Source organism: Streptomyces collinus (assembly GCF_031348265.1).
Classification (GTDB): Bacteria; Actinomycetota; Actinomycetes; order Streptomycetales; family Streptomycetaceae; genus Streptomyces; species Streptomyces collinus.
This window is the reverse complement of the sequence record NZ_CP133771.1, coordinates 1869553-1881960: the sequence shown is the minus strand read 5'-3', so window position 1 is coordinate 1881960 and position 12408 is coordinate 1869553. Positions and strand designations below refer to the sequence as shown.

The following is a 12408-nucleotide window of genomic DNA, read 5'->3' as shown; positions in this document are numbered from 1 at the left end:
TCGCTCGCCCCTTCGCTGATCGCGCACCGGGCCCGCCGCAGCCCGCGCCTCACGTACCCGCGAGCTCACGCCATGATGCTCGCGTCACCGCGCGCTCCGACAGGGGGCGTATCGGCCTCCGCGTGCCGAAGCCATGCATTTCCCGTGCCGCACCGACCCCGCCGGGCCGGTGCGGCACAGGAAAGGAATGGAGCCCCGGAGGCACTTCACCCGGAACTTTCCGCCGGGCTTTTCCATGAGCTCATGCGACACGCGGGAATTCCGATCGAATGCCTGCGGAAGGCGTACGGAACCGCTCGTCCGTGTGACGGACAGCTCCCGAAACGCCTGTCGTGATCTTGTGACAGAAGCGTGACGGGGAGCGGACAGTGACCGGGGCCGCGGGCCCGGACTTCCGCGGCCGGCGGCCGGCGCATAGCGTGGGGGCATGGCACCGACTCCGACACCTTCCGCCGAACCCGACGACAGCCCGGACACCTATGTCGGCCTGGAGGCCGACCGGGCCGAAGGCCTGGCGCGGGAGCGCGGCTGGCCGACGGTGCGCTCGCTGCCGCCGGGCGCGATCATCACGATGGAGTACCGCGTGGGCCGGCTGAACTTCGAGGTCAAGGGCGGCCGGGTGGCGCGGGCTTGGAAGGGCTGAGACCCGGCGAAGGCCCCGGTTCCGCTCCGGAACCGGGGCCTTCGCGCTGCCGGAAGGGGTGCGCACCGGACGTGGTCAGCCACCCGTCAGGGGGCGGGCCGACGAGGCCGAACCGCGCGGGTGACGCTCCGGGTGCTGAGGGCGGCGGCTGCCGGCGGGCGTGATCGGCGTGCGCTCCGAGCGGGCCGTGTGCGGGCCCGGCGCCAGGTAGGCCGGGGTCCGGGACGCGCAGGCCGCCACGTCCTCCCGGTCGGCGGGCAGGGGCGTGAGCACGACGGGAGCACCGGCCGGGGTGCGGCGCCCGCGGGCCCGCAGACGGTCGCGCAGGTCGAAGATCGCGGCCTCGGCACGGGCGATCAGCGGCTCGAACCACGGCAACCCGAGCATGATCAGCAGACCCGCGGTCCAGCCGAGGAGCACATCACTCAGCCAGTGCGTACCGAGGTAGACCGTGGCCATCCCGACGCCGAGCGAGGTCACCGCGGACACGGCGGACAGCCAGCGCTGGGCTCTCGCGGAGGACGCCAGATAGGCCAGGATTCCCCAGGTCACCACGGCGTTGGCGGTGTGACCGCTTGGAAATATATCGCCGCCGCGCCACATCTCGTTCGAGCCGATCACGGTCGCGTAGTGCGGGCCCAGGCGGCCCATGCCGTACTTGGCGGCGCCGACCGTGATGTTCAGCAGCAGCAGTGAGACGCCGAGCGCGAGCAGCGGCCGCAGGGTGTGCTGACGCCAGGAGCGCCAGCCCAGCCAGGCCGCGACCATCACGGCGGTCGGGCCGCGCTGGCCGAGGACCACGTAGTAGTCGACGAACCAGTGGATCTCCGACCACTGCTGGTACGGGCGGAAGAACATGACCTGCCAGTCGAGCCGGACCAGCCAGGACGTGATCACCACGGCCCACACGATCGCGCCGTAGAAGGCCAGGGTTCCCGCGAAGAGCACGATGCGGTGCCTGCTCATCTTCGGCACATCGATGTGGGCCGGTCGTTCCGGCTCACGGTCCAGCCGGGCGAACACCCGGTCCAGACGGGTGAGCTTCGGTTCGGTACGCACCCAATCGACGTTACAGCGAGTGAGCTCAGATCCCGGGCGAATCAACGGCTTTGTGATGACGATGTGATGTGGGATTCCTCTCAGGAGGGGGTTTATTTCCAGTGAATCTGCAATCGTCGGCCGCTGCGGCCTTCAATTCCTTTGATCATTCCGGATGGGGGTTTTATTGCGCTTTTGAATTCGTTCACCGGGGCATGGTGCGGAATTCCCCCTGCGCTCACAGCGGGTCAGGGCGGACCGGAGCCGTTCAGCCAGAACGCCCCGTACACCGCCGAGGCCATCGCGACGGACCCGAGCACCGCCGCTGACCTGCGTATACGCACGTTTGCCAGGGCCAGAGCGAGAGGCAGCAGCAGCGGGAAGGCGGGCAGCAGCAGGCGCGGTTTCGAGCCGAAGTAGCTCGACGCGCACAGGGCGAGCGCGGTCACGACCCCGGTGTAGACCAGCAGCGGCAGCGGCTGGCGCTGACGTACTCCGGTCACATACAGCCAGACGACTGACGCGACCCCCACGATGAGCCCCGCACCGGCCAGAGCCGACGGGAACGACGTGAACTTCTCGGCGACGAACCGGGCGAAGGCGTAGCCGCCGTCGAAGCCGTTGCGCCATCCGGCCTGGACGTTCAGATAGCCCAGCGGGCCCTTGCCGGTGTGGTGGCCGACCCAGAGCACGTAGCCGGCGGTGCCGAGGGGGGCAAGGGCCATGCCGAGGACGCGCCGGACCCGGTCCGCGGGCTCGGCGGTGACGCGCGGGCCGTCCTGCCCGGGCGCACGCCGCTCCCGTACGAAGGAGGCCACCGCCGCCACCCACACGGCCGCCACCACGGCCAGCCCCACCGGGCGGGTCAGCCCGGCGGACAGGGCCAGTGCGCCGGCCGTCACCCAGCGGCCGGTCAGCACCGCGTACAGCGCCCAGGCCGCCAGCGCCGTGAACAGGGACTCGCTGTACGCCATCGACTGCACGATCCCGACCGGCAGCACGGCCCACAGCAGCACCGCGCACACCCCGGCCCGGCGGCCGTACACACGGTCCGCCACCGCGAAGATCCCCCAGGCCGCGGCGAGCGAGGCGACCAGGCTGACGAGGAACCCGCCGTCCGCGTACGACAGCGGCGACACCGCAGCCACCAGCCGCTCCAGCCAGGGCAACAGCGGGAAGAACGCCAGGTTCGAGTGCACGTCCCCGTTCGCCAGCCGCACCTCGTAGCCGTAGCCGAGCTCGGCGACCCTGACGTACCAGAGCGCGTCCCACCGGGCGGTCAGCAGCGTGTACGCGCTCTTGTCCCGCGCCGCGCTCCACAGGAACAGGGCCAGCAGGCCCAGGGAGCGGACGGCCACGTATCCGGCGAGCGCCGGGGCCGCCCGGCGCAGCGCCCCGGCGCGGGTCGGATCCGCGCGCGTCTCAAGATCGGTCACGCGCCCGATTATCGACCCGGCCCGGAACCACCCGACCGGCCGGGGCGTGGACGAGGTGGGAGGAAGTGGCGTACACCACATCCTTCCGCCTGAGGTGTGAGAGGTCCGCCACTGGTCTCCGTCGAGGACTCGCGTACTCTGACGTGTCACTCGCTTTTCGTTTGCGCGGGCCGGGGACCACCGCTCCTCTCCGGCCGAGTCGCGGGGGCGTCCCCCACCCCGTGAGCCCGCCGATCGCGAGGAACATCTGGGAGGTACGTACATGTCCGGGACGACCACGGCCGCCGCTGCGCTGCGCCGTCGGGCGGCCGGGGCCGGTGCCAACCGCTGGGTGGTGCTCGTCGTCCTCTGCGTCAGCCTGCTGCTGGTCGCCGTCGACGCCACCGTGCTGCACGTGGCGGTCCCCGCCGTCACCGAGGACCTGAGGCCCGGCGGGATCGAGCTGCTCTGGATCGTCGACGTCTACCCACTGGTCTGCGCCTCGCTGCTGATCCTGTTCGGCACGCTGGGCGACCGCATCGGCCGCCGAAGAGTCCTGCTCCTCGGATACACGCTGTTCGGCGTCGCCTCCGGCCTCGCGGCCCTGGCCGACAGCGCCCAGGTGCTGATCGTGGCACGGGCGCTGCTCGGCGTGGGCGGCGCGATGATCATGCCCGCGACCCTGTCGATCCTGCGGCAGGTCTTCCCCGACCGGCGCGAGCGGGCGCTCGCGATCGGCATCTGGAGCGCCGTGGCCGCGGTCGGCGCGGCGGTCGGTCCGCTGCTCGGCGGCTTCCTGCTGGAGCACTTCTGGTGGGGCTCGGTGTTCCTCGTCAACATTCCGTTGATGCTGGTCAGCCTTCCGGTGGGACGGCTGCTGCTGCCCGAGTCGAAGGGTGACGGCAGGGGCCCCTGGGACGTGGTCGGTGCGCTGATGGCGGCGGCCGGACTGTTCGGTGTCGTGCTCGGGGTGAAGCGGCTCGGCAGCGGGGAATCGCTGGGCAGCCTGCTCACCGTGCCGCCGCTGGTGGTGGGCGCCGTGCTGCTGGTCGCCTTCGTACGGCGGCAGCGGCGGCGGGCGTATCCGCTGGTGGACCTGAAGATGTTCGCGCGGCCGGCGTTCAGCACGTCCGTCGGGTGCATCGTGCTGGCGATGCTCGCGCTGGTGGGGCTGGAACTGATCGCGGCGCAGTACCTGCAGCTGGTGCTCGGGCTGTCGCCGCTGGAGACCGGGCTGCGGCTGCTGCCGCTGACGTTCGCGGCGATGGCGGCCGGGCTGGCCGGGGCGCGGATGCTGCGGCGGTTCGGGCCGCGGCGGATGGTGTGCGCCGGTTTCTGCCTCACGGCGTTCGCGGTGGTGCTGCTGACGGCGCTGGGCCGGACCGACAACTGTGCGCTGATGGTGAGCGGGTTCGTCCTGCTCGGCTTCGGGCTGGAGACGACGCTCTTCGGGGCGTACGAGTCGATGCTGAGCGAGGCGCCGCAGGAGCAGGCCGGTGGGGCGGCGGCGATCGGGGAGACGTCGTACCAGCTCGGGGCGGGAATCGGGATCGCGCTGCTCGGCACGGTGATGAACGCGGCGTACGCGCCCGGGCTGTCGGGCGTGCAGGGGGTGCCGGCGTCGGCTTCCGCCTCGGCGGGGCATTCGCTGGGGGAGGCGTACGAGGTCGCCGCGCAGCTGGGCGGGTCGGCCGGTGCCGCTCTGCGGCATGCCGCCCGCGACGCGTTCGTGCACGGGCTGCATGTGACGTTGCTGGTGAGTGCGGGGCTGTTGCTGCTGGGGGCCGCGATGGCGTTGCGGTTGCCGCGGGTCATGCAGTGCGAGTCCTCGGAGCAGGTGGAGCTGCCTGCCCCCAGGGACGCGGCGGAGTCCCGCGTCTCGGTGTGACCCTCCTCCGCCCACCCACCCACGCACGCCCGTAGCTGTCGGCCTTGGGATGAGGGCGCTCGGGGCTGGTCCGCCGTTGCGGCTTGCGGCTTGCGGCTTGCGGCTTGCGGCTTGCGGTTCGCGGTTCGCGGCTCGGGGTTCGCGGCCTCGTCGGCCGGTACGGGTGGTGCGAGGGTGGGGCGAGGCCGTAGCGTCTGACTAGCGCTGCTAGTTAAAGAGCTTCGGAGGGTGTCGATCATGTCCGGTTCATCCAAGCTGCCTCCTTTCGATCCCGCCGATCCCCTCGGCCTGGACGACCTCCTGGAGCCGGAGGACCTCGGGATCAGGGACACCGTGCGGGCCTGGGCCGCGGACCGGGTGCTGCCCCATGTCGCCGAGTGGTACGAGAAGGGGGAGCTGCCGGGGATCCGGGAGCTGGCCAGGGAACTCGGCGGCATCGGCGCGCTCGGCATGTCGCTCGACGGGTACGGGTGTGCCGGCGCGTCCGCCGTGCAGTACGGGCTGGCCTGCCTGGAGCTGGAGGCCGCCGACTCCGGCATCCGTTCCCTCGTCTCCGTGCAGGGCTCCCTCGCCATGTACGCCGTCCACCGCTTCGGCAGCGAGGAGCAGAAGCAGCAGTGGCTGCCGCGGATGGCCGCCGGCGAGGTGATCGGCTGCTTCGGGCTGACCGAGCCCGACCACGGCTCCGACCCCGCCTCCCTGCGCACGTACGCCAAGCGCGACGGCTCCGACTGGATCCTCAACGGCCGCAAGATGTGGATCACCAACGGGTCGGTCGCCGGCGTCGCCGTCGTCTGGGCGCAGACCGAGGACGGGATGCGCGGCTTCGTGGTGCCCACCGACAGCGGCGGATTCTCCGCTCCCGAGATCAAGCACAAGTGGTCCCTCAGGGCCTCGGTCACCAGTGAGCTCGTGCTCGACGACGTGCGGCTGCCCGCCGACGCCGTCCTGCCGGAGGCCACCGGCCTGCGCGGGCCCCTCAGCTGTCTGTCGCACGCCCGGTACGGAATCGTCTGGGGCGCCATGGGCGCGGCCCGCAGCAGTTTCGAGGCCGCCGTCGCATACGCGAAGTCACGCGAGCAGTTCGGGCGGCCCATCGGCGGCTTCCAGCTCACCCAGGCCAAACTCGCCGACATGGCGGTCGAACTACACAAGGGGATTCTGCTCGCCCATCATCTGGGGCGGCGTATGGACGCCGGCCGCCTGCGCCCCGAGCAGGTCAGCTTCGGCAAGCTCAACAACGTCCGGGAAGCGATCGAGATCTGCCGCACGGCCCGGACGATTCTCGGCGCCAACGGGATCTCGCTCGAATATCCCGTCATGCGGCACGCGACCAACCTCGAGTCGGTGCTCACCTATGAGGGCACCGTCGAGATGCACCAGCTCGTGCTGGGCAAGGCGCTCACCGGACTCGATGCCTTCCATTAGGCCGGTCCGGTGACCCTGCGCGGAGGCAGGGCCGGTGAGCGGCCCTGCCTCAGCTCTGGTTGAAGAATCCATCCGTCCGGTGCCCGGCCGGGTCGCCGTTGACGATCTCCGTGTTGGCGGGGGTCAGCAGGAACACGCGGGTCGACACTCTCTCGATCGAACCGCGCAGGCCGAAGATCAGCCCGGCCGCGAAGTCGACCACGCGCTTGGCGTCGGACGCCTCCATGGCCGTGAGGTTCATGATGACCGGCACGCCCTCGCGGAACAGTTCGCCGATGGCGCGCGCGTCCCGGAAGCTGTCCGGGGTCACCGTGCCGATGCGGCGGCCCTTCTCCTCGGCGACGTCCGAGGCCACCTTGACCCGCGGATCGGTGACCCAGGCCTCCCCGGGCTCGTTCCCGTCGGAGTAGTCGTCGTCGTCGTAGTAACGCTCGTCTTCGTTGTCGTCGACGAGGCCAAGCCAGGCACTTGCCTTGCGTACCGATCCCATGGACGCCTCCTCTCACAGCGGTCTTTCTGCTTTCCGCATCCCTATGGTCGTCCATGATGCGGATGGCGCGCCAAGTGGATAGACGCCGCACGGGGGGTTTGTGACGGTACTGGTGCACAGCGAATCCGTCGAGAGTCCGTGTGTCCCAAGGGCCGTTTCCCAAACGGCTGCTGACTGTGAGTGAAATATGATTCTTCTCGGCGTACGGGTGACGCCGGGGCGTATGGGTGAATGCCGGGGCCGATACGATGCCGCAGCTCAACGTCGTCACGAACCTCGGGGGAGTGTTGTGTTCGGAATCGTCAGGCCCTGTAGACACCGGCTCGGGGAGAAGCTCGCAAGCCAGTGGATGGCGCATTTGTGCGGGCTCTGCCTCGCTCTACGGGGTGACCACGGGCAGTTCGCCCGAATAGTCACGAATTACGATGGGCTGCTGGTCTCGGTTCTGACGGAGGCTCAGTCGGAGAGTGACGGAGCCGGCCGACGTACGGCCGGACCGTGCCCGCTGCGCGGCATGCGCACCGCCTCCGTCGCGCACGGCGAGGGGGCCCGGCTCGCGGCCGCCGTTTCCCTCGTGCTGGCTTCGGCGAAGGTCCGCGACCACGTCACGGACGGTGACGGGCTGTTGGCCCGCAGGCCGGTGGCGCGTGCGGCGCGCCGGGTCGCCGCGAGCTGGGACACGGCGGGCGCCCGGACCGGCACCGCTGTGGGATTCGACACCACGCTCCTGGTCGACGCCGTGGACCGGCAGGCCGGAATCGAGGCGCTGGCCGGGCCCGGGACGCCGCTCCTGACCATCACCGAACCGACCGAGACCGCGACCGCCGCGGCCTTCGCGCACACCGCCGTCCTCGCCGGCCGGCCTGACAACGCCGTGCCCCTCACCGAGGCCGGACGGCTCTTCGGACGCCTCGCCCACCTGCTGGACGCCGTGGAGGACCTGCACGCTGACGCCGCGTCAGGCGCCTGGAACCCGATCGCCGCGACCGGCACCTCTCTGCTGGAGGTCCGGCGGCTCGCCGACGACGCGGTGCACGGGGTCCGGCTGGCGCTGCGCGACGCCGAGTTCGCCGACGCCCGGCTCGTCCATCTGCTGCTCGTGCACGAACTGCGGCGCTCGGTGGACCGCGCATTCGGCACGGTGCCGGTGTGCGCCTCCCACCAGGGCGGCGGACCCTACGGACAGCAGGGACCCCACGGGCAGCCGCCGCAGGGACCCTACGGCTCCCCGCACCACCCGTACGCGGGCGGTGGCGGGCACCCGTACGCCGGCGGGGGAGGCGCGTACGGCGGTGACGGGTTCGGCGGTGGCGCGCCGCTGCCCCAGCCGCCCCGCCGGCGCGGGTTCTGGGCCGGCTGCGGGATGTTCTGGCTCCTGTGCTGCACCTGCAAGCTGTGCTGCGCCAAGGAGTACGAGGGGCCGTGGTCCCGTAAGAAGCGCGAGGGTGTCTGCCGGGACTGCGACTGCGACGGATGCGATTGCTGCTGCCCCTGCGACGGCTGACCCGACCACGGTGTACGACCCGCACGACGCTCCGGGAGGGGTGATGGTGTGGGCCCGGAAACCGGCTGCGGGGCGGCTTCGTAAAGATCGCTCAAAGGTTGAAGTCCGAAAGGCACTCTTGCGCCGACCGGCCGTTCGGCCGAATACTCCCCCTCAGCGCTTGTCAGGGGCACGGCGTGTTCGGAATCCGAACAGCCGGTCCCGGACTGCGCCTCACGGGCCCGAAACCCCACGAGGGCCCCCTACTTCCTTTGTGGAGGAACGAAAAGTGAGGATCAAGCGCACCACCCCCCGCAGTGGCATTTCGAGACGGACCCGGCTGATCGCCGTTTCCACCGGCCTCGTTGCCGCCGCAGCGATCGCGATCCCCAGCGCGAACGCATCCGACGCTCCCACCGCCTTCAGCGCCGCAGAGCTCAAGAGCGCCAGCGGTTCGCTGCTGAAGGCCGACATCCCGGGCACCGCCTGGGCCGTCGACAGCAAGACCGACCGGGTGCTCGTGACCGTCGACAGCACGGTCACCCAGGCCGAGATAGCGAAGATCAAGCAGCAGGCCGGCGGTAACGCCGACGCGCTCACGATCAAGCGCACCCCCGGCAAGTTCAACAAGCTCATCCAGGGCGGCGACGCCATCTATGCGAGTAGCTGGCGCTGCTCCCTCGGCTTCAACGTCCGTGCCAGCAACGGCACCGAGTACTTCCTGACCGCCGGTCACTGCACCGACGGCGCGGGCACCTGGTACTCCAACTCCGGCCGCACCACGGTCATCGGCTCGACCGCCGGCTCCAGCTTCCCGGGCAACGACTACGGCCTCGTGCGCTACAGCGGGTCCGTCAGCCGTCCCGGCACCGCCAACGGCGTGGACATCACCCGTGCGGCCACCCCGAGCGTGGGCACCACCGTCATCCGTGACGGCTCCACGACCGGTACGCACAGCGGCCGTGTCACCGCCCTCAACGCCACCGTCAACTACGGTGGCGGCGACATCGTCTCCGGCCTGATCCAGACCACCGTCTGCGCCGAGCCCGGTGACTCCGGCGGTTCGCTCTACGGCAGCAACGGTGTCGCCTACGGCCTGACCTCCGGCGGCAGCGGCAACTGCTCCTCCGGCGGCACGACGTTCTTCCAGCCCGTCACGGAGGCCCTCAGCGCCTACGGCGTCAGCGTCTACTAGGCCCCCGGCGGCAGTTCGCAGCACTGCAGCACTTCACGGCCCCCGCACGCATCGCGTGCGGGGGCTTCGTGCTGTGTGCCGGGTTCTGGGCCGTGTGCGGGCTTCGGGCTTGTATGCGGGGATTCGTGCCGGGTGTGGGCCGCCTTCCCGAACTCGGCGTCGGAGGGGCGAAATTCAGCCATGGGCAGACGTCACAGAGTGGGCACACATTACTCACGCGTAATGTTTGCAGTGTGAACGCGCGGGAGTTGGTCCGATTTGATCGTGGACGGTCAAAATGAGGGCCGTGCGAAGCGCTGTCTACGCGCGTCTCGAACTCACCCTTGTGTGCTCCCTGTTGTCCTCGGAATAGTGGTCGCTCGTCAACGAAGCCTTCCGGCTCGTGAGGTCCCCACAACCTCTCGTGCCGACCCCCCACAGGAGGACAGAAGTTGAAGCACCGACGCATACCCAAGCGGCGTGCAGCCGTGGCAGGCGCGGGCATCGCCGCGCTGGTCGCCGCGGGAGTGACGTTCCAGACCGCGAACGCGAGTGAGACCCCTGAGGCGTCCGCACCCCGGACCCTGTCGGTCTCCGCGGCCGGAAAGCTCGCCTCGACGCTGGCCGAGGACCTGGGCGGCGACGCGGCCGGGACGTACTACGACACGAAGAGCAAGGCTCTCGTGGTGAACGTGCTCGACGAGGCCGCCGCGCAGGCCGTCGAGAAGGCCGGGGCCAAGGCGAGAGTCGTGGCGAACTCCCTCGCCGAACTCAAGAGCGCCCGCAGCACGCTGAAGCAGGACGCGACGATCCCGGGCACCGCCTGGGTGACCGACCCGACCACCAACAAGGTCGTGGTGACCGCCGACCGCACGGTCTCCAAGGCCGAGTGGGCGAAGCTGACCAAGGTCGTGGACGGGCTCGGCGCGAAGGCCGAACTGAAGCGGTCGAAGGGGGAGTACAAGCCCTTCATCGCCGGTGGTGACGCGATCACCGGCGGCAGCGGGCGCTGCTCGCTGGGCTTCAACGTGGTCAAGGGCGGCGAGCCGTTCTTCCTGACCGCCGGTCACTGCACCGAGGGCATCTCCACCTGGTCGGACTCCGGCGGCAAGGAGATCGGCACCAACGCGGACTCCAGCTTCCCGGACAACGACTACGGGCTGGTCAAGTACACCGCGGAGGTCGCTCACCCGAGTGAGGTGAACCTCTACAACGGTTCCACCCAGAAGATCTCGGGCGCCGCGGACGCGACCGTCGGCATGGCGGTCACCCGGAGCGGGTCGACCACGCAGGTGCACGAGGGCAAGGTCACCGGGCTGGACGCCACGGTGAACTACGGCAACGGCGACATCGTGAACGGTCTGATCCAGACCGACGTGTGCGCGGAGCCGGGTGACAGCGGCGGGTCGCTGTTCTCGGGCGACAAGGCGGTCGGGCTCACGTCCGGCGGCAGCGGTGACTGCACCTCGGGCGGGGAGACGTTCTTCCAGCCGGTGACCGAGGCGCTGTCGGCTACCGGGACGCAGATCGGCTGACGCGTGCGTGTGTGAAGTCCCGCCCCTTGTGCGAGGGGCGGGACTTTCGTCTGTCGGGTGCGGGTTCGCGTCCGCTTCGCGCTTCGCCTGACCGCCGGGTGGTGGGTCGGGGCCGCGCCGGGGGGTGTCCGTCCTCGGAACGGCGCGATGGGGCCCCCACACCGACTGACTGGCGTTGACGCGCCAACCGCTGCGGGCGGACACCCCCCGACACGACCCCTTCTCGCCGTACGCGGGTGCGGGCCGGCTCCGGCGGGGGCTACGGCGGCTGCGTTGCGGTCGCGCGTCTTCGTACCGCCGCCGCCATGGTGATCGCCGCTCCCGCCACCGCCCACGCCGACAGGACCAGGAGTGCCGTCGTCATCGCGTTGTTGTCGAAATAGGCGATGGAGCGGGTCGACCAGGTGCCGGCGCCCGGGGGCAGGGCCGGGCCGATCGCCTTCCAGAAGGGTGGGAGGAGGGGTGGGGGCAGCGCACCGCCGGCGCTGGGGTTGCCGAGGATGACCACCAGCAGGATGACCAGGCCGATGCCGATCGTGCCGAAGAGGCCCTGCAGCGCGAGGGTGGCCGCGCCCACGGCGAAGATGATCAGGGTGCCAAGGCCCCAGAGGGCCGCGGTGCTGCCGGGCAGGGCGTCCAGGGCCGGGCCGGCGATGAGGGCTCCGCCGAGACCGCCGGTGAGGGCGACCAGGGCCATGACCGCCAGCCGGATCGCGGCGCGGGAGGGGTCGGAGGGCTTCGCCCCGGCGCTGATGGCCAGGGCCGCGGCGCCCAGGTAGCCGCCCACGCACCAGCCGATCACCAGGTAGAAGGACGAGAGTCCGTTGGGGTCGTGGGGTGCGGACGGGATCACGTCGACCGTTCGGATGGTGCGCCGCTCGGACTTCTCCAGGGCGGTGACCAGGGTCGTCAGTGTGGTGGAGAGGATCCTGCCGCCCCCGGAAGCGACCAGGAGGGTGTCAGTGCTGCCCCTGGGGTCGATGATCAGGGCCGCGTCGATGTCGCGGTGGGTGAGCCGGCTCCGGGCCGTGGCCTCGTCGGGCAGGGCGCGGGGGTCCAGGGGGGAGCCGGGGAGGCGTTCGAGTCGGGTGATCGCCTGTGCGGCCGCGGCCTGGGGGGCTACCACGCCGAAGGGCACGTCCTTGGGTTTCGGGTCGTGGAGTGCTCCCACGTACGAGGCGATGAACAGCAGCTGGAGCGCGATCACGCCGACGATGAGCAGGGTGGCCCGCGGGGTGACGGCCTCTCTCACCTCCGTGCGGAACGAGCTGTGCGGCATGCCTCCACGGTCGAGTGATTCGGGGTGTTTCCGCA

At 70.7% G+C, this 12408-nt stretch carries 10 protein-coding genes; 6 read left to right on the top strand and 4 right to left on the bottom strand.

From position 1 onward, the window contains the following. Positions 1-427: 427 nt before the first annotated feature. A complete protein-coding gene (locus RFN52_RS08430; RefSeq protein ID WP_184844501.1) occupies positions 428-643 on the top strand; it encodes an I78 family peptidase inhibitor in 216 nt (71 codons plus the stop codon). A 75-nt stretch (positions 644-718) separates the two neighbouring features. Here RFN52_RS08430 and RFN52_RS08425 read toward each other — a convergent pair whose 3' ends face one another. Further along, positions 719-1702, bottom strand: a complete 984-nt coding sequence (locus RFN52_RS08425) for a phosphatase PAP2 family protein (RefSeq protein ID WP_184844498.1) — start codon at positions 1700-1702, stop codon at positions 719-721. Between the two features lie 227 nt (positions 1703-1929). Beyond that, positions 1930-3117: a mannosyltransferase family protein gene (locus RFN52_RS08420; RefSeq protein ID WP_184844495.1), complete on the bottom strand. Its 1188-nt coding sequence runs from the start codon at positions 3115-3117 to the stop codon at positions 1930-1932. Between the two features lie 262 nt (positions 3118-3379). On the opposite strand from RFN52_RS08420, the gene RFN52_RS08415 reads away from it, so the two are divergent. Both RFN52_RS08415 and RFN52_RS08410 read left to right on the top strand, forming a co-directional pair. After that, entirely contained in the window at positions 3380-4984 is a 1605-nt protein-coding gene (locus tag RFN52_RS08415; protein WP_184844492.1) for an MFS transporter, read from the top strand. Positions 4985-5221: 237 nt separating this feature from the next. Next, entirely contained in the window at positions 5222-6412 is a 1191-nt protein-coding gene (locus RFN52_RS08410; protein ID WP_184844489.1) for an acyl-CoA dehydrogenase family protein, read from the top strand. A gap of 49 nt (positions 6413-6461) precedes the next feature. On the opposite strand, the gene RFN52_RS08405 is transcribed toward RFN52_RS08410, so the two are convergent. Next, on the bottom strand, positions 6462-6902 hold the full coding sequence (locus RFN52_RS08405) for a cell division protein SepF (protein WP_030850887.1): 441 nt from the start codon (positions 6900-6902) through the stop codon (positions 6462-6464). A gap of 289 nt (positions 6903-7191) precedes the next feature. On the opposite strand from RFN52_RS08405, the gene RFN52_RS08400 reads away from it, so the two are divergent. The 3 genes from RFN52_RS08400 to RFN52_RS08390 all read left to right on the top strand — a co-directional run bounded on the left by RFN52_RS08400 (position 7192) and on the right by RFN52_RS08390 (position 11094). Next, entirely contained in the window at positions 7192-8406 is a 1215-nt protein-coding gene (locus tag RFN52_RS08400; protein ID WP_184844486.1) for a DUF5685 family protein, read from the top strand. Between the two features lie 268 nt (positions 8407-8674). Continuing rightward, complete coding sequence (locus RFN52_RS08395; protein ID WP_184844483.1) at positions 8675-9580, top strand: S1 family peptidase; 906 nt, start codon at positions 8675-8677, stop codon at positions 9578-9580. A 431-nt stretch (positions 9581-10011) separates the two neighbouring features. Next, on the top strand, positions 10012-11094 hold the full coding sequence (locus RFN52_RS08390; protein WP_184844480.1) for a S1 family peptidase: 1083 nt from the start codon (positions 10012-10014) through the stop codon (positions 11092-11094). A gap of 259 nt (positions 11095-11353) precedes the next feature. Here RFN52_RS08390 and RFN52_RS08385 read toward each other — a convergent pair whose 3' ends face one another. Continuing rightward, positions 11354-12373, bottom strand: a complete 1020-nt coding sequence (locus RFN52_RS08385) for a DUF3533 domain-containing protein (protein WP_184844477.1) — start codon at positions 12371-12373, stop codon at positions 11354-11356. Between the last annotated feature and the right edge of the window lie 35 nt (positions 12374-12408).

Excerpts from the sequence above, each read along its gene's own strand:
- RFN52_RS08430 (WP_184844501.1), top strand. The coding sequence starts at position 428 with ATGGCACCGACTCCGACACCTTCCGCCGAACCCGACGACAGCCCGGAC.
- RFN52_RS08415 (WP_184844492.1), top strand. The coding sequence starts at position 3,380 with ATGTCCGGGACGACCACGGCCGCCGCTGCGCTGCGCCGTCGGGCGGCC.
- RFN52_RS08410 (WP_184844489.1), top strand. The coding sequence starts at position 5,222 with ATGTCCGGTTCATCCAAGCTGCCTCCTTTCGATCCCGCCGATCCCCTC.
- RFN52_RS08405 (WP_030850887.1), bottom strand. The coding sequence starts at position 6,902 with ATGGGATCGGTACGCAAGGCAAGTGCCTGGCTTGGCCTCGTCGACGAC.
- RFN52_RS08385 (WP_184844477.1), bottom strand. The coding sequence starts at position 12,373 with ATGCCGCACAGCTCGTTCCGCACGGAGGTGAGAGAGGCCGTCACCCCG.